This is a genomic window from Variovorax davisae (genome assembly GCF_030316845.1).
GTDB lineage: Bacteria > Pseudomonadota > Gammaproteobacteria > Burkholderiales > Burkholderiaceae_C > Variovorax > Variovorax davisae.
Map to the genome: position 1 here is coordinate 60665 of NZ_JASZYS010000009.1, position 22436 is coordinate 83100.

19 protein-coding genes are annotated in these 22436 nt (G+C 62.6%); 3 read left to right on the plus strand and 16 right to left on the minus strand.

The genetic code is table 11. The features are described from left to right. Positions 1–74 precede the first annotated feature (74 nt). Positions 75–1079 (plus strand): glycosyltransferase family 2 protein, encoded by a 1005-nt coding sequence (locus tag QTI33_RS20745; RefSeq protein WP_286508159.1) that lies wholly within the window; start codon positions 75–77, stop codon positions 1077–1079. A 185-nt stretch (positions 1080–1264) separates the two neighbouring features. On the opposite strand, the gene QTI33_RS20750 is transcribed toward QTI33_RS20745, so the two are convergent. The 7 genes from QTI33_RS20750 to QTI33_RS20780 form a co-directional block, all read right to left on the minus strand. Further along, the gene (locus QTI33_RS20750) at positions 1265–1471 is read right to left on the minus strand and encodes a hypothetical protein (protein WP_286508160.1); all 207 of its coding nucleotides are present in this window, start codon (positions 1469–1471) and stop codon (positions 1265–1267) included. A gap of 89 nt (positions 1472–1560) precedes the next feature. After that, on the minus strand, positions 1561–3540 hold the full coding sequence (locus tag QTI33_RS20755; RefSeq protein ID WP_286508161.1) for a capsule polysaccharide biogenesis protein: 1980 nt from the start codon (positions 3538–3540) through the stop codon (positions 1561–1563). A gap of 38 nt (positions 3541–3578) precedes the next feature. Beyond that, positions 3579–5174 carry an alkaline phosphatase D family protein gene (locus QTI33_RS20760; protein WP_286508162.1) on the minus strand — a complete coding sequence of 532 codons (1596 nt, stop codon included), beginning with the start codon at positions 5172–5174 and terminating at the stop codon, positions 3579–3581. 1 nt (position 5175) lies between these two features. After that, the gene (locus QTI33_RS20765) at positions 5176–6315 is read right to left on the minus strand and encodes a hypothetical protein (RefSeq protein WP_286508163.1); all 1140 of its coding nucleotides are present in this window, start codon (positions 6313–6315) and stop codon (positions 5176–5178) included. A gap of 26 nt (positions 6316–6341) precedes the next feature. Continuing rightward, the gene (locus QTI33_RS20770; RefSeq protein WP_286508164.1) at positions 6342–7727 is read right to left on the minus strand and encodes a bifunctional cytidylyltransferase/SDR family oxidoreductase; all 1386 of its coding nucleotides are present in this window, start codon (positions 7725–7727) and stop codon (positions 6342–6344) included. A gap of 19 nt (positions 7728–7746) precedes the next feature. Then, positions 7747–9318: a CDP-glycerol glycerophosphotransferase family protein gene (locus QTI33_RS20775; RefSeq protein WP_286508165.1), complete on the minus strand. Its 1572-nt coding sequence runs from the start codon at positions 9316–9318 to the stop codon at positions 7747–7749. Between the two features lie 26 nt (positions 9319–9344). Beyond that, positions 9345–11099 (minus strand): polysaccharide biosynthesis/export family protein, encoded by a 1755-nt coding sequence (locus tag QTI33_RS20780; RefSeq protein WP_286508166.1) that lies wholly within the window; start codon positions 11097–11099, stop codon positions 9345–9347. 613 nt (positions 11100–11712) lie between these two features. Here QTI33_RS20780 and xth point away from each other — a divergent pair. Together xth and QTI33_RS20790 are read left to right on the plus strand one after the other, a co-directional pair. After that, positions 11713–12492 carry an exodeoxyribonuclease III gene (gene xth, locus QTI33_RS20785; RefSeq protein WP_286508167.1) on the plus strand — a complete coding sequence of 260 codons (780 nt, stop codon included), beginning with the start codon at positions 11713–11715 and terminating at the stop codon, positions 12490–12492. Next, positions 12489–12989: a hypothetical protein gene (locus QTI33_RS20790; RefSeq protein WP_286508168.1), complete on the plus strand. Its 501-nt coding sequence runs from the start codon at positions 12489–12491 to the stop codon at positions 12987–12989. Before xth ends, QTI33_RS20790 begins: the two co-directional genes overlap by 4 nt. Positions 12990–13122: 133 nt before the next feature. Here the strand turns inward: QTI33_RS20790 and ntrC are convergent, their stop codons facing one another. From ntrC to QTI33_RS20835, 9 genes are all read right to left on the minus strand, one after another. Further along, positions 13123–14631: a nitrogen regulation protein NR(I) gene (ntrC, locus tag QTI33_RS20795; protein WP_286508169.1), complete on the minus strand. Its 1509-nt coding sequence runs from the start codon at positions 14629–14631 to the stop codon at positions 13123–13125. 22 nt (positions 14632–14653) lie between these two features. Next, positions 14654–15730 (minus strand): nitrogen regulation protein NR(II), encoded by a 1077-nt coding sequence (gene glnL / locus QTI33_RS20800; RefSeq protein WP_286508170.1) that lies wholly within the window; start codon positions 15728–15730, stop codon positions 14654–14656. Positions 15731–15732: 2 nt separating this feature from the next. Further along, complete coding sequence (locus QTI33_RS20805; protein ID WP_286508171.1) at positions 15733–16245, minus strand: hypothetical protein; 513 nt, start codon at positions 16243–16245, stop codon at positions 15733–15735. Positions 16246–16390: 145 nt separating this feature from the next. After that, positions 16391–17806, minus strand: coding sequence for a type I glutamate--ammonia ligase (gene glnA / locus QTI33_RS20810; RefSeq protein ID WP_286508172.1), 1416 nt, complete (start codon positions 17804–17806; stop codon positions 16391–16393). A gap of 148 nt (positions 17807–17954) precedes the next feature. Next, the gene (locus QTI33_RS20815; protein WP_286508173.1) at positions 17955–18755 is read right to left on the minus strand and encodes a competence/damage-inducible protein A; all 801 of its coding nucleotides are present in this window, start codon (positions 18753–18755) and stop codon (positions 17955–17957) included. Further along, positions 18752–19624: an EI24 domain-containing protein gene (locus QTI33_RS20820; protein ID WP_286508174.1), complete on the minus strand. Its 873-nt coding sequence runs from the start codon at positions 19622–19624 to the stop codon at positions 18752–18754. Before QTI33_RS20820 ends, QTI33_RS20815 begins: the two co-directional genes overlap by 4 nt. A 39-nt stretch (positions 19625–19663) precedes the next feature. Continuing rightward, complete coding sequence (locus QTI33_RS20825; RefSeq protein WP_286508175.1) at positions 19664–20635, minus strand: sterol desaturase family protein; 972 nt, start codon at positions 20633–20635, stop codon at positions 19664–19666. Positions 20636–20666: 31 nt separating this feature from the next. Next, positions 20667–21455 carry a polysaccharide deacetylase family protein gene (locus QTI33_RS20830; RefSeq protein ID WP_286508176.1) on the minus strand — a complete coding sequence of 263 codons (789 nt, stop codon included), beginning with the start codon at positions 21453–21455 and terminating at the stop codon, positions 20667–20669. Then, complete coding sequence (locus tag QTI33_RS20835) at positions 21442–22413, minus strand: YncE family protein (RefSeq protein ID WP_444814870.1); 972 nt, start codon at positions 22411–22413, stop codon at positions 21442–21444. Before QTI33_RS20835 ends, QTI33_RS20830 begins: the two co-directional genes overlap by 14 nt. Between the last annotated feature and the right edge of the window lie 23 nt (positions 22414–22436).

The window sequence follows — 22436 nt, forward strand, 5'->3', positions numbered from 1 at the left end:
ACGGATGCTTAAGCTCGCCGAACGCGGCATTGCCTTTTCCGATCAGCCTGCGACGTCAACTGCCAAACACGCCGATGAAACTCTTTGAACTTGAAAAGAATATTACCGAGGCAAGCGCCTTGAAGCCGCTAAATGTCAAAAAAATTTTTGTCTACAAAGAAATGACACTAGCAATCGAAGTGGAGCAGCAGGGCTGCCTATTCGCTTTCGATGTGACCGAGTTCGAAGAAAGCTTTCAGGTCCACCTGACAAGTCGCAACTACCATTCTTCCAAAAAACTTCAAAAATTCTTCTCAAATGTTGTGAAAAATCGAGTATTACTCGAGACCTTCGCTTGTACGGCCGATCACTCAATATTGCTGTCCTTAATGGATCGGACACTCAAATCGATGAAGACGCACTATCCGTACAGGGTGTCCGTCGTGGTCCCAGTCTACAACCGCACTGGTTTGATGTATAAATGCATTGAAAGCCTGCTAGCGCAGACAATGGCCAAAGAAGATTTCGAAATCCTTTTCGTGGACGATCACTCATCTATTGACGTTAAAGGTTATATAAATAAGACCGTCGGCGCTCTGGATCCTGGCGGGACACTTAACTATCGGGTACTGCGTCGGCCGATGAACTCCGGCGGGGCAGGAACCCCTCGCAATGATGGGCTGATCGCAGCAAAGGGAGAATTCACCTTCTTTCTTGATTCCGACGACTTTGTATATCCATATTGCCTCGACGAAGCTGTTATTTTTGGGTCGATCAATACAAGCGACATCACATATCTAAAACTAAGTGGCAGTGAGAGAAATTATGGAACCCGACCATTCAAGAATGGCAATGTTGCCCACGCAAAATTAAGAGAAGATCATCTACTTCGATCAATGCATTGTTTCAAGCTCTTTCGGACTTCATTCTTGATCGACAATCGTATATTCTTTCCTCCTGGAATCAAAATCGGAGAAGATAGGCTCTTCATGTTGCACGCGATTTCACTGGCCAAAGGAGTATCGATATTAGGCACCAAGCCGTATATTCACATGACCAGTCACGCGGCGAGCAACTCACCAAGGGCAAGAAATGCCTAGATGAAGAATATGCAATTCTTTCACAATCCCTATTGTTAATCAGAAATTTGCAGAGCCAACAAAACTCGCCGCTCCCCGCTTTGTTTCTGAACTCGATGACCGAATGGATAGGGCACTCGGTGATCAATCGGCAGTACGATCGAAAATGGAAAGTTTCACATTTCATGAGGCTTGCAGAGCTTTTTTCATCGATGGATTTCAAGCTTCAAGACAACTGCACCTACGCCGAGAACAAAGTGCTCAAAGAAGAATTCTTGCGAAAAAACTTCGATGCCTTTGAGAAAGCGTGCAAAATCAGGTTTTCCAAGACCCCCTCCACCGTGCAACCTATCGCTATTTCGTAAGGCGTCGCGGCCACTGTTGATCTGGCGTCGGTCGATGGCGCCGATCACTGCCTTGCCGGGGACCACCGGCGTGAACGATTACCCCCTCCCTCGCGCGTACACGGCAAAACATCGCCGACTCTATTGCAGCTTCGCATCTATCCGCGTACCCACGCGCTCGATCGCAGCGTTGCGCGTTTGACGGCGCGCCAGGCGCGACGCCATGGGGGAAGGCGAGAGGCGCCTCGCTCACGCCAAGCGCTGAGTTCATCTAACGCGCGCTCAGGGGTCGTGAACAAGCCGGTAGCAAGACTTACATATCTGGGATAGAGAATCAATGATGCTGCCACGAGTTCGTCGAGGGTCAAGCGACGTCTGCGCCGTTGCACGGGCTCCCGATCTTCTGTGAGTCCCCAACTCGCGTAGAACGGCTGGCCATGAACGACAACCCGCAGGCCTCGAAGAAGCGCCTCGAAGCCGGCGAGCGACGTCAGAACATGCACTTCTTCGACGGCTTCGAAGAGCAAATCGATCGGCACATGGGGCACGGACTCATCGCAGATCGCGTCAACTCCGCTCTCGTCGACGCCGGCACGCCGCAGGCGAGCGACAACATCCGGATGTGGCTTGTAGACAATGTAAGCGTCCGGGGCCGCACTGCGCGCCGCGCGCAACAGACCTAGGTTGCTCTGAACGCTACGCGCCCCGAAAGCAATGGATGCGTCCGCCTCAACCTGTCCCACCACCAGCACTACGCGCGCCTTCCCGCTGGGACGGGTCCACTCGCCTTTGCCAACGTTGTATTTCGTGATGCGCTGCGCCACGATTCGCTCGCGAAGGGCTCGCGCGCGCGCCAGGAGCCGTGCATCGAAGCTGGCCGTCTCGCAAATGCTTTCGAGCTCAGAAGATCTCGACGAATCGTAGTACAAGCCCGATCTGTCCAGTACCCATGACAACGGTTTTACGAGATCCGCCCCCAATCCGACGGAACGGAGGAAGCCATCTTCCAATCGGACGATCTCAGCAGCATGCGTCGCCGCTGGCACCTCTCGTTGTCCCCATACAGCCACCGTGGCCCCGGCAGGGAGTTTCGCGACCTGATTGACAAAGCGCACCTTGCTGCCACCGAAGTAGGCGCGGACGATGGGCTTCTTCCAATGCGAGAAGCGCAGAGCGTGGACCACGGGAGCGAAGCGCTCTCGCATCCTGCGCTGCAGAGCAAAATGTTCGATGGCCCGCTCCACCTCGCAGCGCCTGCCGGACTCGGGATCGAGATAGCGGGGATACTGCACCAGCGTCGCATGGACCAGATCGTGAAGGCTCGCCGGCCGGCGGCGAACCGGCGGCTGCAGGACATCTTGGCTCAAGCCCCATCCCGCGTAGAAAGGCATGCCAAAGCATCGGAGGGCCTTGCCCCACAGTATGGCTTCGAAGCCCATCTGAGAGGTGACCGTGTAAACGCATTCGGCTCGCTCGAGTAGCGAGGGCGGGTGCGCATCCGAAGCCCATAGTTTGACCCGCGCAGCCTGTCCCGGCGTCAACCGATCAAAGTGCCCGCGTTTGCGGCCGGCGATGACATCCGGGTGGGTCTTGATCAGCACCAAGTGCGCGGGATGCTCATCCAAGGCGGCATCCAGCATCTGTGCGAAGCTGTGGGCATCCGCCTGTCCAAAAAGGATGGACTCGTCCCCACGGGTCTGATCGATGACAAGCACAGCAGGTGCCATACTTTCAGGCACACGCTCCCGAGCGTGGTTGTACTTCGAAACACGTGCAGTTCGCCAAGACTCGACCAAAACGGCAGTTCGAGTCTGCGCACGCGCAGGGCAACCCATAGCGATGAGTCGTTCCAGCCGCGAGGCTGAGCCCGCGTCATAGTAGATGCCCAAGTCATCGAGCACCAAGGACAATGGAGGATCGCTACTCCCCAGACCGACCGAGCGCAAGAAGCCGTCCTCGATCTGCAGCGTCGGCAGGCCCCGCGACTCGGCGAATCGTCTGGCCTCTGCCGCACTGCGCTTGCGTCCCCACGCCAGAACGGCTTCAGCCTCCCCAGAGCGAGCCAATGCGCCAAAAAGGAGTTCAGTGTCACTGAGCAGCGCAGGCAGAGTCGCAATGGCCCGTATCCCACGGGACACGACGGCTGTCCGGCTAGGCAAGGAAAGACTCACACCTCTCACCCCCGAGAAATGCGATCGATCGAGGATTCAGCCTCGCGAATCCTTGGCTGATCACGTTCGACAACGAACGACGAGAGCGTCGAGACCGAACTGTCCTCGCGCTTGATGTCTTCCACCACGCGCAGATCCACCTTCGTCCGCTTGGCAGTGACCTCGACCACCCCATACCCTCGCCGCTCAGCATTGGTCAGCAGGCAATGCGGATTGGCGGCCCTGATGCGGGCTTCGCGATCCAACGAACTGCGGTTGCGACTGCTGATACTGGTGCCACAGAACTCGCTGGCAATCACAGTAGACGTCACATCGTACGGATCTCTATGAACGTTGGCGACCCAGTTCCGATGGATATCGCCACCGATAACGACTGGATTTCGAATGACGGATGCCACGATGGTGTCGATCAGCCGTTGTCGCGCGGGCCAGTAGCCATCCCAGCCGTCTCGAGAAAAACCCTTGCCGGCGCCTCGCGCATAGTTGCGGGGGGTGAATCCGGTCTGCTGGAAGATGAAATTCCATTCGGTTCCCGCCCTGCTGGCCCCCTCCATCGCCTGCGCAAGCCATTTCTCTTGTGCCCGCCCGAGCATGGTTCTTTCGTTCGTCGACTCCCGCTGACACACTTCCGTCAATGGGGCTTCTGGCTTCGACCCACACAGAGGGGCGCCACGGTACTGCCGATCATCCAGCACGTACAGGCGGGCAAGCCGCCCAAAGTCAAAAGCCTGATAAAGGCGCAGTGCGCCCTCCTCTCTAAGACCAGGAAGCCCGGCCAAGAGGGTCGAAGCGCGCAACGGCATGTGCTCGTAGAAGGCCTGGTACGCGGCGATTCGGCGCGCCGCCAGATCCAGCGTTCCCGAGATCGAATAGTGTGAGGCGTAGTCGTTCTCAACCTCGTGATCGTCCCAGGTCACTAGCCAGGGACATGTGGCGTGCATCTTCTGCAAAAGGCGATCGCTGCGGTAGAGCGCATAGCGATCACGGTAGTCCTGCAGCGTTTGCGCCTCGGGGAGGTGATGAGTCCGAACCGCGTCGCGAGCCGGGCGGCTCTTGTATTCATAGATGTAGTCTCCTACGAACACAACAAGGTCAAGTTCCTCCGTGGCCATGCTCCGATATGCAGCGTAGTAGCCATCCTCCCAACGCTGACACGACGCATAGGCGAAACGCAGGCGTGTCGGATTTGACGCAGGGTCCGGCAACGTTCGAGTGCGTCCGATCTCGCTGACCGCGCCACCTGCGTGAAAGCGATACCTGTACCACCTGTCGCTTTCCAGCCCTGTCACTTCGACGTGCACCGCATAGGCCAGTCCAGGCATGGCGAGGGCTTTTCCCTTCGCCACAACCCGCGGCGAATCGGATTCCAGAACTTCCCAATCGATCCTGAGCGCGCTCTTGCCGTCAAGGTCCGGATCAATGACCCGGGTCCACAGGACAAAGCCATCCGCTGCAGGGCTACCGCTCGCAACGCCGAGAGAGAATGGATTGCGGGCAAACGTATTGGCAATGACGGGACCGGTGTAAGCAGCGGCGCCGGCAAGCGCCACCGTGGTCAGTTGCAGCAGTGCCTCGCGGCGGGAGAGGTGGGCCGAGTGCATGTCAAGCAGTCCAGAATTCGTTCTTGCTCACATAGGCCTCCAGCCAACGCATCCGCTCCACGGGCGAGGCCGAGGCCAATGCGATATGAGAGTATGAGATGTAATAGTCCCTGACCTGCTTCCTGAGACCCGAGCAGAGCGGCTCGCTGGGCCGAAAGTCGTCCCAATCGAATATGCCGACTGCCGCGTAGTACGACGTCAGCATGGGGCACGACAGCACGGAGCTCGGCATATCTTGCAGGAAGAGCCGGAACTCAATGCCGTCGTTCAGCAGTTGCGTCTCCATGGCCGAGAGATCAGCGAAGGCCCTGGACACACTGAACGGCGGGGGCGCATCGACGATCTCGATCTTCCGGCCGCCGCTCACCCCAAGAGTCCAGCGATCCCGCCAACTGCACTGCGGATCGACGAGAACAATATCGAATCCCTCGCTCGCCAGTTGCCTCAGTTGTCGATAGAGCGTCTGCCGATACACCGGAAGTCGATGTCCGAGATTGGGGTGCGGCTGGACGACAAGCCAACGCACACCAATCGCCCGTGCATGAGCTGCCGCAAAGCGAAGGCCTTGCCCACGCGCTGCGCTCGAATAGTTCTCGGATTCCACCCCGCCCTCCCAGGTTGGAGCGTACAAGACGCACGACGGCTCGCCCCCCACACCGGGCCGATAGCCCGATGTCCCGACGAACGTCGCACCCAACCGGACGACGCGGCCTGACTCGGCCTCCTCACGCCGAAAAACGCCCGCCTGCACATAGCGGTCGATTCCTGCCATTCCGGCTGCCACCACGTAGTCGTACAGCCGGATGATCGGCTTGTACGAAGCCGCCTTGTTGCTGTCGCCATGGGTGACAAACACATGGCGCGCGCCACGCTCCGCAACGATCCTGCAGTTGGACTGGGCGTTGAAAGGGTAATAGACCACGCTGTCGTCAACACTGGGAATGCGAGCAAGCGACGCAAGCTGCATCCGCGCGATCTCGGAGCGATCGAAGAGCTTCTCGTAGAACGACGCTGACTCCTTGTAGGGCCTGTACATCACCACGGTGGAACTTCGATCAAAAACGCCGGCATCGAAGTAGCGGACGAGCTGAAGCGCCGCGCCTCGGATCTTGCTGTCCAGGTAGACATGTGAACGAGTCAAGATGGCGCCTTTGAATTTGCACGGTGCTAGATATTGCTCACAGGCGCGTTTCGAACATCGACCACAATACCCGTATGCTCAGACAACAGCGTCATGACACTGGTCATCGCCACTTGCTTCGGGTCAAGCAACGTCTCGGGAGGTTCATAGCCGAAATTGCTGGTGCGCATAGGCGTGCGTGTTCGCTCGGGGTTGATGCAATTGACCCGAACGCCATCGCCCGCCCACTCCTCGGCCAGAGCCTGCGTCAGATTCACGACCGCGCATTTGGTCGAAGAATAGGTTGCGTAGAAGGCGCGGCCTCGGGTATAGGAACTTGATGTGAAATTCAGCAGCATGCCGCCGGACTCCACCAAATACTCGCGCGCGGCGTGGGCGACGTACAGAGCACCCAGATAGTTGGTCTGGACGACCTCATGCATCTCCTCGATGGTCATGGAAGACATCGGCTTCTTGACCAGGATACCCGCCGTGTTGATGACATGGTCGATCGAGCCTGCGACCGCCGAAGTCTCGGCCAAGAACGCGCTGACCTGAGCCAGTTGGCCCACGTCGACGCCGTTGAAAGAACGGCTCGCCGAAAAGACCTTGGCTCCGTTGATGACGAGAAGATCCCGAATGGACTTCCCTATTCCGCTTGAGCCGCCAAAGATCACGACGTTCTTGCCGGCTACGCCCTCGAGTTGCTTCTCATCCATGTCGAGTTGCAGGGTGGCCGATTGGACGAGCTTCTCGGCGAGGAACACGTCGAGAGGGCTCGTGATCTTGATGTTGACAGACGAACCTTCCACGGTCGCCACTTCAACGCTAGGAAGCATGGCGCGCACCACGCCACAGTCACAGGTGAAATCAGACCGATTGGCCTTGATCGCTTTGTCGTAGGCTTCCTGGATCGTACCCAGACGAAACGCCTGCGGCGTCTGGCCCCGTCGCATGGAAGCGCGCGCTGGAATGCTCGCGATGCTGCCATTGTCGCGAACGGACACCACGGTATCGGTCGACGCGGTCACCACATCGGCGGCGAAGAACGTGTCGAGTGCGACGACGCACTTCTCGATGATCGACTTCTCCAACAACGGCCGAACGGCATCGTGAAAAAGGACTTTGGTACTCGAATCGAGATCCGCCATCGAATCTACAGCTGAGCGTGTGGAAGAGAATCTATCGTTGCCGGCGCGCACCACCTTGACGAGCTTTCGCCATTTGTTTTTCTCGCAAAGCTCCCACAAGAGAGAGAAGAATTCCGGCTTTGCCACTATGACGATCTCGTCAACAATCTCCGCACGCTCGAACACATCCATCGTGTGCTCGATCACCAGTTTCCCAGCAAGCTTTGTGTATTGTTTCGGAGTTGCACCGCCGAATCGAACGCCGCTCCCGCCAGCGAGAATTACCGCAATCACTTTTGTCATCTATCGCTCGCTATTAGGATTAAATTAATTGGTCGGGTGCAATGGGAGATCTTTCGCATGCCTGAAGAATTTGCCTCTGAAAAGCGCCAGAATCAGTTGCATTCAGGTCAATATAATAGTCAAGGGCCATCTTTCGCATAGCAAAAAGATCATCGTCGTCCTCAGCAATCACGCGCTGGACAAGCGATTTGAGCTCCTCTATCGTAGAGAAGGAGTAGCAATAATCTCTAATTGAGAATTTTGATTCAGCCATCCGCAAGTTCTTGAATCCCGGCCAATAAATGAAGATCGGCTTCAGCGTCACAAGAAAATCCGTAATAACACTCGAGATGTCTGCGATCAAAAAATCGACGTACCCGTATGCATCAATGTGGGGCGTACTACGCGGAATGACTTGCACATGCTTTTGATCAAATCGCGCGTGAATCTTTGTTTCCAAATCAATGAAATGCGTAACGCGCTTACCCGTTGTCGGATGAAACTTGATCGCCCCCCTATATTGACCTTTTTCACACAATCGCTCGAGAATATTTTCAGTGTGCTCTAACGATGCGTAGCTTGAATCGTCGAAGGCACCCTCCCATGTCGGCAGATAGAGAAAGCGACGCAGGAGGTCTTTCGGCTCCTCGCGCAGTTCCTGGGCCAGACGCGAATCCCTTGGTTCGCTTTTTTTAATCTTCGCGATTGCGCTCGTCACCTGAGGGCGAAGGCTGCTGCGCCCCACCCGCACAAAATTCACATGCCGCGTATCGAAATTGGCATTCGAAAATCGATCGATGTGCGCCTGACCGGATACCCAAATCTCATCGTAGACACGGAAGAATTTATGACAGCTGGCGGACTTTTCACTGTCGCCATGCCCAATAAATGCATGGGTCAAGTGGTTGTAGCGGAGCAAATGGATATTGTTTCCTGTATTGGAGACGTAGAGTACAAGACCTAAGGACCGCATCCTGGTCACCACTTGCTCCACAGCATACGCCGCCGACGCGTAAATCAAATTGCAGGTGGGAAGACCATCCCTTACTGCGACATATACCTCCCAACTCCTGATCAACACTGCATAGTTTTGATATGCATGCTGGGCCTCAGGCAGCCAGTTCAAGAATTGAAATTCTGAGCCAACCCCATCACCAGCATGAATTAGAAAGCGAATGTCAGGCAACTCAAAGCGAGAAAAATTCAGTTCAGGCCCAACGGGCTTTTTTGCCGGGGATTTGTTTGTCGGCTTCATTTGCGCAATTTTGGGAGCTTCAGACACGGGAACAGGTAACTTAGGAGCAGCGGGTTTGACAACGATCGGCTTAGGAGCAGTTGGTTTAGAGGCGACAGCCTTTGGCGCGGCTGATTTGGGAGGAGACACCTTCGGTGCCGCAGGCTTCAATGCCGGCAGATTCGTATCTTCTCCACTGGCCAAAGACTTCCGCGTCGACGGTTCAAGATTGGCCAGTGTCTTCCTGTTACGCGCAGCATCCTCAAAAAACTTGCCTGGACTTCGCAACAGTTTTCTGAGCTTTCTCATTGCCGGCATTTCATTCTCTCTTTGGTTTTCAAAATGAATTGAAGTTCGATGGGTGACTGCAGCCTTCACTGCAGATGCGACGTGATTTGTTGCCATCACAGTCCCACCACCACCCTCGCACTCACCGCAATCTGATAAACAATCTGGAACATCTCCTTCCAGAACTGCCGCTTCTTCTCATCCACCTTCGGCAGCACCATCACTTGGTCACCCGGCCGAACAGGCAGGTTGCTGTCCGTTTCGGTCTGATCGAAGCTGCCGTCGCGGCGCGCGATCACGAGGCGGGTGACGTCGGCGCTTTGGGTGTAGCCACCGGCGCGGTCGATGTAGTCCTTTAGCATCAAGGCGTTCTGATAGACCACGGCGTTGGGGAACAGCACCTCCCCGCTCACCAGGACCAGGCCATCGCGGGTCGGAATGCGCAGCACGTCGCCGTTCTCCAGCAGCAGGTCGTCGCGCTCTTGCGCCTGCGAAATGACGACCTGCCCCAGGGGGTCGACCTTCTTGGCGCGGTCGATCCACTGCAGCGTCAGTTCGGCCTCGGTCTTGCGCAGCAGCGCCTCGCCCTCGGAGCCGCTGCGCGCGGTCAGCAAGGCGCTTTCCAGGCTGTGCAGCGACGTCGCCAGCATCTCCTTCTGCCGCTGCTTCACGCTCTGGCGGAACAGCTGCACGCTCTCGCCCTCCGAGCGCTCGTTCAACTCGATCTGCTGCATCAAGGTGCCAAGGCGCGTGCCGTAAGGCAGCACGTATTCCTGCGCACTCATGTGTTCGCCTTCGACGCGCACGCTGATCGTCCCGGGCTTCTTGTCGGCCGTGAATTCGAGCTCGTCGCCACCCTGCAGCCGGACGTCGCGCGCCTGGTCGAGCGGAAAGTACTCGGTGTTGCGCGTGGTGCCGGTGTTGCGAACCACGCGGACGTGGGTCGCCTGCGGATTGGGTTTGGCCATGCGCGCCAGGTCGTCCACGGTCGGCATCGCGGCAGCGGCGAATTCGAAGCGCTTGGCGCTTTCGGCCAATCCGCTCACCTTCACCATGCTCTGGCGCGGCCCGACGAAGATGACATCGCCGGTCGCCAGCTGGTTCAGCGGCATGCTGCCGTCCAACAGGAAGTCGTACAGGTTGACCGTCGCCCGCACTTGCATCCCACGCTTGACCTGAACGTTCAGGAAAGAACCGCGCTCGGGATCGATGCCACCCGCCTGGTCCAGGAAGTGCAGCAGGCTGTCCATGCTGGTGCCGCTGTAGAGCCCCGGGCGATACACATAGCCGCCGACGAACACACGCACCGGCTGCGCCGCCGCCAGGCTCGCATAGCTGTTGACGTTGGCGCGGAACACGCGCCGCACCGCCGCCGCCACCACGCCCTGCAGCTCCTGGTTGCGCACGCCGCGCACGCTCACCGGCCCCACATGCGGCAGGAAGATGTTCCCCTGCGGATCGACGGTGAGCGCCGAGTCGAACTCGAACGCACCCCACAGCCGCACCTGCAGGCTGTCGCCGCCGGCAATGAGGTAGTCGGGGTTGAACTGGGTCGCCCCCGCATTGGCGAAAGCACCAGTGAAGAGTTGGGCGCCGAAAACGTCGCTCTGCAGGTTGGCGCGGTAGTCGAAGCCTTGCGGCGCGGTGGGCACCACCTGGGGGATCGGGGCCGACGGCCCGCCCGGGGCCTGCGGGGCCTGGCGCAAGGGCGCGAGCGCACTCGGGCCGCTCGCCGGGTCAGCGGCATTCCGGACGGCCGCGTCATAGGGCGACGCGTTGGCATCGAGGCCCTGCCCCGAAGCCACACCCAGGGATGAATACGAAATCGCCACGGCCGAGGCCAGACAACAGAACTTGCGCAGGAGGGTCATGGAAACTGGGCGATCCACGGGTGTCGCCGGGATTCAACTTCGAGAGAAGGCGAGCGAACTTTGGCAACGCGTGCAAGCGCACCGGAAACCGCTCAATACAAAAATAAGTGGAGGGGGCGCCCCGCGCCGACCTGATTCGAATGAACGCGTCGCAGGGAACCCCTCGCGCGCCGGGGGATCGCGATCCCCGCGTCGGTGCCTAGTGAAGATGCGATGGACGACTGATCATGGTTCGTTGGCATTGGCCAGGAACCTTGGCAGTGGCAGACCGCAAGGAGGTCCCACTTATGCGAATTCCGGCACTTATGTTCTCACTCATAGAGCGTGAAATTATGTTTATCCATAAGCATTTGTATGCCGGCCGCAAGCCTTCGCGGCGCACGGAAAGTCTTCGCTTCACCCAGGAAATTTCCCAATCTCTTCACTCGAAGATGTAGGCCGCCGCCGAAAGGGACATGCGAATATTCTTAGAAGCCCTTGGGGTGCCCGGCGCTCAATGCGCGCTATCGGCGAGCGCCGTCAGTCCTCGCGCCCAGGGCCGCAGCGACATACACCCAAACGGGTATAGTCTTTCGAACCCTCGACACAAACCCAATAGATTCAACAACTTGCAATGAAGCTGGCCACCTGGAACGTCAATTCCCTCACCGCCCGCCTGCAGCATGTGCTCGACTGGCTGGGCGCCAATCCGGTCGACGTCCTGTGCCTGCAAGAGCTCAAGATGAGCGACGACAAGTTCCCGCTGGAGGTGCTCAAGGCCGCTGGCTACGATTCGGCCGTGTTCGGCCAGAAAACCTACAACGGGGTCGCGATCCTGAGCCGCGCGCCGGTTCGCGATGTCCTGAAGAACATCGGCGGCTTCGCCGACGACCATTCGCGCGTCATCAGCGCCACGCTCGACACGCCGGACGGCGCGCTGCGCATCGTCAATGGCTACTTCGTCAACGGCCAGGCGCCCGACAGCGAGAAGTTCGTCTACAAGATGAAGTGGCTTGGCGGCCTGCACGACTGGCTGCGGCAGGAGCTGGCCGCCCACCCGAACCTGGTGCTGCTCGGCGACTTCAACGTCGCCCCCGAAGACCGAGACAGCTACGACCCGGTCGGCCTCGCCGGGACGATCCACCACACGCCCCAGGAGCGCGCGCATTTCGACGCGCTGCTGCAGCTCGGCCTGGCAGACAGCTTCCGGCTCTTCGAGCAGCCGCCGAAGAGCTACTCCTGGTGGGACTACCGCATGCTCGGCTACCAGAAGAACCGCGGGCTGCGCATCGACCATGTGCTGGTCAGCCAGCCGCTGGTGCCGCGCGTGAAGAGCTGCGTGATCGATCGGGTGCCGCGCAAATGGGAAAAGCCCAGCGACCACGCGCCGGTGATCATGGAGCTCGCCCCATGAAACACCCGCTCGCGTTCGCCATGCTGGCACTGCTGCTGGGCCTCTCGGGCTGCAGCGTGCTGAAGCCGGACGCGACGACCACCGCCGCCGCGGCGGGCGCAGCACCCGCTGCCGCATCGTCGACCGAGGCCTCTCCCGAGCGGCTGATCACCGCCCAGACGCCGGCCGTCAAGGCCTACCGCAAGGTCGGCGCGGCCGCCATCTACAAGAAGTACCCGCAACGCATCTACAAGGGCAAGATTCCGCCGCTGGTCTATGCCGTGGTGGTGACCGAGACCGACGTCGATGCCGACGGCCGCGTCAAGGGCGTGTACTTCTCCCGCACGCCCAGCCACGCGCCCGAGGTGAGCGGCATGATCGCCGAGCTGATCAAGGGCGCGTCGCCGCTGCCCAGCCCGGGCAAGATCGGCGCCCACACCTATGTCGACACCTGGCTGTGGGACAAGAGCGGCCAGTTCCAGCTCGACACCCTGACCCTGGGCCAGCGCAACCGCTAGAAAAAGCTCCCCCGAAGCGCCTGCGGCGCCTCCCCCTCAGCGGGCGATACCTGCGGCCCGGCAAAGCCGGTTCCGCGGTATCCCTGGTATTGGCTGCATCCGCATCAACGCCCTGAGACGAAGTTCGGCCACATCACTCCAGCCCCAGCTCCTGGATCTTGCGGGTGATGGTGTTGCGGCCGATGCCGAGCTTCTGGGCCGCCTCGATGCGCCGGCCCCGCGTGCTGGCCAGCGCCGTCAGGATCAACCGCGACTCGAAGCGGCGCGACAACGCATCCCAGACATCGGTACGGCCCGCCGCCAGCATGCTCTGGGCTTCGAGTTCCAGGCCGCCCTCCCACGCCAGCGAGGCCGCCGCCGCCGACGCGACCGCGGCGGCAGGCGCCGCAACGGCCGCCGACGCGGGCATCGCCAGCGGATCGCGCTCGGCCGCCACCGGCGCGGCCACCGCATGCGGCTCCACGGCGGGGGCGATCGCCATCACTTCGGGCGGCAGGTCCTTGGCCTCGATCAGCTGCGCCGGCGCCATCACGGTGAGCCAGTGGCAGATGTTCTCGAGCTGGCGCACGTTGCCCGGAAACCCGAAGGTCGCCAGCTGCGCCAGCGCCGCATCCGAGATGCGCTTCGGCTCGACGCCGAGCTGCTTGGCGCTCTGCTGCAGGAAATGCCGCGTCAGCGCCGGCACGTCCTCGCCGCGCTCGCGCAGCGCCGGCAGCCGCAGCCGGATCACGTTGAGCCGGTGGAAAAGGTCTTCACGGAAGCCGCCGAGCTTCACGCGCTGCTCGAGGTCCTGGTGGGTCGCCGCGATCACGCGCACGTTGGCCTTGACCGAGTTGTGGCCGCCGACGCGGTAGAAATGCCCGTCGCTCAGGACACGCAGCAGGCGCGTCTGCAGGTCGAAGGGCATGTCGCCGATCTCGTCGAGGAACAGCGTGCCGCCCTCGGCCTGTTCGAAGCGGCCGCGTCGCATCGTCTGCGCGCCGGTGAAGGCGCCGCGCTCGTGGCCGAACAGTTCGCTCTCGAGCAGGTCCTTGGGGATCGCCGCCGTGTTGATGGCGACGAAGGGGCCGGTCGCGCGCGGCGAATGCTTGTGCAGCGCGCGCGCCACCAGTTCCTTGCCCGAACCCGACTCGCCGGTGATCAGCACCGTCACATTGCTTTGCGACAGCCGGCCGATGGCGCGGAACACGTCCTGCATCGCGGGCGCCTGGCCGAGCATCTCGGGCGCGGCCGCCATGCGCTCCTCGGCCACTTCCTCGCGCTGGCTTTCGTCGACCGCGCGCCGGATCAGCTCGACCGCGCGCGGCAGGTCGAAAGGCTTCGGCAGGTATTCGAAGGCACCGCCCTGGAAGGCCGAGACGGCGCTGTCGAGGTCGGAGAAGGCCGTCATGATGATGACCGGCAGGCCGGGATGCTTGGCCTTGATCTTGTCGAGCAGGTCGAGGCCCGAACCGCCGGGCATGCGGATGTCGCTCACCAGGACCTGGGGGCCCTGCATTTCGTCGTCGGCCGCGGCGTCGAGTGCGGCAAGAACTTCGCGGGTGTTCGTGAAGCTTCGGGTCGGCAGGTCTTCGCGCAGCAGCGCTTTTTCCAGCACGAAGCGGATTGATTGATCATCATCCACTATCCAGATCGGCTTCATGCAGCTCCTTGTTGCTTGGCTGCTAGGGCAGCGGTATCAGTATCTTGAAATCAGTCCGTCCCGGGACGCTGTCGCACTCGATCACGCCGTGATGCTGTTGCACAAAAGTTTGCGCAAGCGTCAATCCCAAGCCTGTCCCGCCTTCCCTGCCCGACACCAGCGGGTAAAAAATGCGGTCCTTGATCGCGTCCGGCACGCCCGGTCCGTTGTCGATGACATGCAATTCCAGTGCCAGTCGATACCACTGCTTATTGAAGATAACCTGACGCGCGATGCGGGTCTTGAACGTGATTTGCGCGTCGCCGGCGGCACGCCGCTCGGCCAGCGCCTGGGCGGCGTTGTGGACGATGTTGAGCGTGGCCTGGATCAGCTGCTCGCGATCGCCGCGGAACTCGGGAATGGAGACGTCGAAGTCGCGCTCGATGTGGAGGTCGCGCGGGAACTCCGCCAGGATCACCGAGCGCACCCGCTCGCAGACCTCGTGGATGTTGACGTCCCCCACCACGTGCGGACGGCGGTGCGGCGCGAGCAGCCGGTCGACCAGCGTCTGCAGCCGATCGGCCTCGTGGATGATGACCTGCGTGTATTCGATGAGGTCGCGCGACTCGACCTCCATCTGCAGCAGTTGCGCGGCGCCGCGAATGCCGCCGAGCGGATTCTTGATCTCGTGCGCGAGGTTGCGGATCAGTTCCTTGTTGGCCTGCGCCTGGTCGAGCAGCCGCTCCTCGCGGTCCTGCCGCGCCTGCTGCTCGAGCGGCGACATCTCGATGATCAGCTCGCCGGCCTTGTCGCTCTGGGCCAGCGTCACCAGCACCGGCATCAGCTCGTGGTTGACGCGGCGCAGCAGGGCCTCGTAGCGCAGCGTGGCGAAGTCGTTGCTGCGGGCGCCGTCGATGGCGGTGCGCAGCACCTGCGGCTCCTGGAAGCAGGCCCCGAACTGCGAGCCTTCGAGCGTCCGGCGCGAGGTGCCGAGCGCGTCCTCGAGGCCCGAGTTGGCGAACAGCACCGAGCCGTCGACTCGCACCACCGCGATCAGCGTCGACAGCAGGTCGAAGGCCTGGAAACGCTTGCCCGGCCCGGCCGATTTGCCAAAGGCCATCCTCAGCGGTTCGCCGCCGGGAGGCGGCCGATCTCGCGCTGCAGGCCGGCGATGTCGCTCTCGTTGCGGGCGAGCTCGGCCTTCATCTCGGCCACCCGGTCGAGGTACTTCTGGTAGTTCTTGCTCTCGCTGCCCTGCTTCTCGGGCTCGCCGTTGTTGAAGTCTCTGAGCAGTTGGGTCTGCCGCTCCTGGGCCTTGCGCAATTCGGCCTCGAGCACCGAGCGGGCCTCGCCGTCGCGCGCGCGCTGGTCGGCCCCGTCGACCCGCGGGCTGCCGGCCGGCGCGCGCACCGCGGCCGCGCCGGCGGCCGGCGCGGCCGAGGCGACCGGCCGCGTGCCCTGCACGATGGTCAGGTTGCCGCCTTCCATGATCTTGCAGCCGCGCTGCTGCGCGACCGTCGCGTTGTTGGTGTATTCGTTGCCGCAGCGCCAGACGCGCTCTTGCTGCGCCTGGGCCTGCAAGGGCACGCCGGCCGCCGCCACGGCGGTCAGCAGGAGAACGGAGAGGGTCTTCATGGTCTTGGGTGTAGTGCGCCGCAAAGCGGCATTTTCATGCAATTCGAAACAGATCCGCCCCGGATGTTCCCGCCCAAATAAAAAGGACGGCCGCAGCCGTCCTTTTTTAACGCTCCGGCTGCGTGCCCGGATTACGTCGAAATGCTCACAGGGAATAGTACATGTCGAACTCGACCGGGTGAGCGGCCATGCGGAAGCGCGTGACTTCCTGCATCTTGAGATCGATGTAGGCATCGATGTAGGAGTCGGTGAACACGCCGCCCTTGGTCAGGAAGGCACGGTCCTTGTCGAGGTACTCGAGCGCCTGGTCGAGGCTGTGGCAGACGGTCGGGATCAGCGCGTCTTCTTCCGGCGGCAGGTGGTACAGGTCCTTGCTGGCGGCTTCGCCCGGATGGATCTTGTTCTCGACGCCGTCGAGGCCGGCCATCAGCAGCGCCGCGAAACCGAGGTACGGGTTCATCAGCGGATCCGGGAAGCGGGCTTCGACGCGGCGGCCCTTCGGGTTCGCCACGAACGGGATGCGGATCGAGGCCGAGCGGTTCTTGGCCGAGTAGGCCAGCTTCACCGGGGCTTCGAAGCCGGGCACCAGGCGCTTGTAGCTGTTGGTGCCGGGGTTCGTGATGGCGTTCAGCGCGCGGGCGTGCTTGATGATGCCGCCGATGTAGTGCAGCGCGAAGTCGGAGAGGCCGGCATAGCCGTCGCCGGCGAACAGGTTCTTGCCGTCCTTCCAGACCGACTGGTGCACGTGCATGCCCGAGCCGTTGTCGCCGACGATCGGCTTCGGCATGAAGGTGGCGGTCTTGCCGTAGGCGTGGGCCACGTTGTGGATCACGTACTTCTGAAGCTGGACCCAGTCGGCGCGCTGGATCAGCGTGCTGAACTTGGTGCCGAGCTCCATCTGGCCGGCGTTGGCCACTTCGTGGTGATGCACTTCGACCGGGATGCCCAGCGATTCGAGCACCAGGCACATCTCGGAGCGCATGTCCTGGAAGCTGTCGACCGGGGGCACCGGGAAGTAGCCGCCCTTGACCGACGGACGGTGGCCGGTGTTGCCGTGCTCGAATTCCTTGCCGGTGTTCCAGGCGGCTTCCTCGGACTCGATCTTCACGAAGCAGCCCGACATGTCATTCGCCCAGCGCACGCCGTCGAAGACGAAGAATTCGGGTTCCGGTCCGAAGAAGGCGGTGTCGCCGAGGCCCGAGGCCTTCATGTAGGCTTCGGCGCGCTTGGCCAGGGAGCGCGGGTCGCGCTCGTAGGGCTTGCCGTCCGACGGGTCGACCACGTCGCAGGTCAGGATCATCGTCGTCTCTTCGAAGAACGGATCGATGTTGGCCGTGTTCGGATCGGGCATGAGCTGCATGTCCGACGCTTCGATGCCCTTCCAACCGGCGATCGAGGAGCCATCGAAAGCGTGGCCCGAAGTGAACTTGTCTTCATCGAACGCGGACACGGGCACGGTCACGTGCTGCTCTTTGCCGCGGGTGTCGGTGAAGCGGAAATCGACGAACTTGACCTCGTTTTCCTTCACGAGTTTGAGTACGTCGGCGACGGTCTTGGCCATCAGGTTCTCCTTGGTATGGACAGGGGGTTGGAAGTACGGGAATTCAGGATGCAGTTTCTATGCCATTGTCACAGGGGCCGAGAGCGCCTCGGCGCCCCGCGGAACCCCCAAAACAAGGCAAGTTGTAACCAATGTGGTGCGCCGTGGGTCAACGCACCATTTCAGGGCCCAGGCGCGCCTCAAATCCGTGCAGGCCGGCCAGCAGCTGGCCATAGGCGGCCTCCAGCCGGCTGGCGTCGCCCTTGACGCCGAGCTCGATGTGGCGCCCGTGCTGCGGGTGGTCGACGCTCGGCAGGCTGAACACCTTGATGCCGGGATGGTCGCGCTCGACCGCCTGCATGAGCGGCGTCAGCGTCGCCTCCATGGCGCCGTAGACGATCACCGATTTCTCGGCCGCGCGGCCGCGCGCGAACAGCCCCGCGTAGCGGCCGTCGAGCACCGATTCGATCATCGGCCAGGCCATCACCGGGAAGCCGGGCACGAAGTGGACGTCGCCGACGCTGAAGCCGGGGATCTTGTTGTAGGTGTTCGGGATGATGTTGGCGCCGAGCGGGAACACGCCCATGTTGAGGCGGTGGATGTTGTCCGGGCGGTCGGGTTCGTAGACCGTGCCCTGCTCGCGTGCCGTGTCCTGCATGCGCTCGCGGATCAGCGCCTCGGCTTCGGGATGCAACGCCAGCGGCACGCCCAGCGCGGCCGCCGCGCACTGGCGCGTGTGGTCGTCGGGCGTGGCGCCGATGCCGCCGGTCGAGAACACGATGTCGCCCGAGGCGAAGGCGCGGCCCAGCGCGGCGGTGATGCGCACCGGCACGTCGCCCACGTATTCGGCCCAGCCGAGTTCGAGCCCGCGCGCGGCCAGCAGCTCGATGACCTTGGGCATGTGCTTGTCGATGCGCTTGCCGGACAGGATTTCGTCACCGACGACGATCAGACCGAATGAACGACTCATGGGGCACTCCATTGGCTCGCGGCCGCGCTGGCATCCAGCAGTTCGACCGTGGAAGAGGAAACGGCGGCCGCGGCACGCTGGGCCCGCAGCTGGGCCAGCGCGTCGAGGCAATAGTGGGCGAACCACAGCGCCGAGAAGGCGAACACCAGGGTATAGATCCAGATCGCCAGCGGCGCCAGCACGAAGAAGGCGGCCGCGAACAAGAGGCCGGAAGCCCAGACGATGCTGGGCGCCGCGCCGAGGTAGCCGCACAGCACGCCGATGCCCAGCAGCGGCAGGCGGTGGGCGCGCAGCAGCGTGTCGCGCTCTTCGGGGCTCGCGTGCTCCGCCAGCGCATCGAAGCTCATCACGCGGTAGGTCAGCCAGCCCCAGATCAGCGGCGGAAGGATCAGCACCAGCGGCGGAATCAGCCACAGCGGCATCGACACCACCAGCGCCAGCAGCGCCAGCACCGTCAGGCCGATCGAACGGGCCATGCTGCCGAAGAAGGAGGCGCCCTTCTTCTGCTCCAGGCTGGCGAAGCGCCGCTCGGCCACCAGCCGGGTGAGCGACGGCGCCATGATGCCGGCCACGACCAGCAGCGACACCACCACGATCAGCGGCGTGGCGGCGAAGACCACCACCAGCGGCGCCAGCGCGGCCGCGACGTCGCCCGAGAAGAAGCGGCCGATCCAGCCCCAGAAGCCGGCCAGCAGGGGCCAGGCGTCGAGCGCCGCGCGGGTCCAGGCCACGGCGGCGTCCCAGTAGAAATAGCCCAGCACCGCCGCCAGCGCGATCATCAGGCCGAGCGGCAGCAGCGACAGCACGATCACCCGCGGGTGCAGGCAGTAGGCGACCGCGCGCCAGAAGGAGTCGAGGAGAAGACGCATCGGGTGCCGAGGATAACGCCAGCGGGTGACGCGGGCGCCTCAATCCCTGCCGACCAGGCGCCGCAGCCCGAGCCACTGCTGGGCCCAGAAGCCGCGCCCGTAGTCGCGCACCCCGCCGCGCGCATCGGGCTCGACCTGGTCGCGGATGCCGGTGGCGTCGTAGCGGTCTTCGAAATTGACGGTGCGAAAGAGCATGTCCCACCAGGGCAGCAGGACGCCGAAGTTGTGGCCGCCCAGCGTCTTGGGGCCCCGCGACTCGTGCCCGATGCCGATCGCGTGGTGCACGCGATGGAAGCGCGGGCTGATCCACAGGCGCTCGCCGATGGCACCGAAGCCGAGGCGCAGGTTGGCATGCTGCAGGCTCTCGCTGAGCTGCGTGAAGGCGACGATCGCGATGAACTGCCCCGGCGCGACGCCGATCAGCTGCGCCACGAGGACGATGATCGCATCATGGATTAGGTCGTCGAGCAGGTGGTTGCGGTTGTCGCTCCACATCGTCATCTGGCGCTGCGAGTGGTGCAGCGAATGCAGCGCCCACCACCAGCGCAAGCGATGCTGGCCGCGGTGGATCAGGTACTCGACGAAGTCCAGCACGACCAGGTAGATCGCGAACGCGATCCAGGGCACGTCGGTCACGCCAGGCCAGAGCTCGTCCAGGTGCATGGAGCCCCAGCCGGCCCCGCGCGCCATGCCCAGCAGGTCGTCGAACAGCGGCTGCACGGCGAAGAACATGGCCAGCCGGAACAGCCCGAGCCGGTGGATCAGCGTATAGAGGATGTCGGTGCGGATCGCGCGCCGGTCGACCACCGGCTCGGCCGGCCGCCAGCGCTGCAGCGGACCGATGACCGCGAGCAGCACCGCGATCTGGATCAGGCCGACCAGCAGCCAGCCGGTGGCGTCGAAGGCATCCTCGACCCAGCCGCCCAGGCCGACGGCATAGACCAGCGGCTGGACGGCGGCCTCGAACAGCCATTGCTGCAAGGACGAGAAAAGGTCGGTGAGCCAATCCATCTGCGTGCGATCCGCGGGAACGACCGAAGGTTCAGGGATGGGCCGCGATCCAGGCGCGGTAGGCCGGATGCTGGCGCAGCGTCTCGAAGCAGAAGCCGCGGGCCTTGAGGCCGACGATCAGCGGCTCGAGGTCGGCCGGCGCCCATGGGTCCTTGCGCGACCAGATGCCCAGGTGCGCGAGCAGGATGTCACCGGGCTGGATCTTGTCGAGCGCCTGGGCGAGCAGCAGTTCGTTGCTGTACTTCTCGCTCGGCAGCTCGTCGCCCAGGAAGCCGGCCGGCGCCCAGGCCACGTGCTCGAAGCCGCAGGCCTTGGCGGCCGCCAGCAGCTTGGGCGAGGTCTTGCCGCCCGGCGCGCGGAACAGCGGCAGCGGCTTCTTGCCGGTGATGAGCTGCAGCCGCTCGGAGGACTTGGCGACGTTGGCGCAATAGTCCGCGGCGCTCCAGGTGAACTCGCGGCCCGCGAAGGCGCCGGCACTGGGGCGGATGCGAAAGCGCGGCTCGACCCCCTTGATGTCGCCCCGCCAGTAGGCATGGTCGTAGGTGTGGGAAGCGAACTCGTGGCCCTCGGCCGCCCTTGCCTTCCACCAGGGCGCCCAGTGGTTGTCGAGGCTGTCGCCGTCGGTCTGGGTGCGCTCGGCAGCGGCGAAGAAGGTCACGCGGACGTCCTGCCGCTTGAGCACCTCGGCCACCAGCGGCGCGATCCCCATGTGGCCGGTGTCGAAGGTCAGGTAGACCGGCTTGGCGCAGCCCTGGGCCAGCGCCTGCCCCGAGACGGCCGCCAGCAGCAATGCGCCGGCGGCGAGCCTAGGATTTGGCATGGTCGAGCGTCCACACGCCGTGCGGCGACCGGCCGACGTTGACCTGCCGCACCACCTTGCGGCTCGCCAGGTCGACCACGCTGAGCTTCTTGGCCCAGCGCGAGGTCACGTAGAGTGTCTTGCCGTCGGCCGAGACGTCCATGCAGTCGGGGCCGCCGGGCACCGGATAGGTGTCGGTCACCTGCAGCGTCGCCAGGTCGATGCGGCTGATGGTGTTGGCCACCCGGTTGCTGACGAACACGCTGCGGCCGCCGTCGCCGGCGGCACGGAAGGCATGCGCGCCCTTGCCGGTCGGGATCTTGCCGACCAGCTTGGGCTGGGCGCCCGCGACGTCGAACACCTGCACGCCATCGCTGCCGGTGAGGCCCACCAGCAGCGTCTTGCCGTCGTGGATGCCGAAGATGTCGGCCGGCATCGGGCCGGTCGCGGTGCGCCAGCGGATGGTCTGCGTCGCCAGGTCGACCGCGACCAGTTCGTCGCTGTCCTGCATCGTGACATAGGCCGTGGTGCTCTTGCCGTCGATCCAGATGTGGCTGGGCGTCTTGCCGGTCGGGATGCGCTTGACCAGCTTGGGCTCCTTGCCGTCCCAGCGGTAGATGTCGACGTGGTTGAGGCGGTTGCCCGCGGTGACGAACCACTTCATGTCGGGCGAGAAGCGCAGGTGGTAGGGGTCGATGATCCCGTAGACCACGCGCTGCACCTCGGCCGTGCGCGGATCGAGGAAGGTCAGCGAGTCACCGGCCGAATTGGCGACGATCAGCGAATGCTCGTCCGGCGCCAGGTAGAGGTGGTGCGGCTCCTTGCCGGTCGGGATGCGCGTCTTCTCGGTCCAGCCGGTGGGCTCGATCACGCTGACGGTGGCGTCGAGGGAGTTGAGCACGAAGACCGGCGGGGGTTCGGCGGCCTGGGACGACACCGACGCGCAGACAAACAAAAAGGCCGCGAAACGGCCCGTCAGGGAGGAAGTGGAGCGCAAGGGAG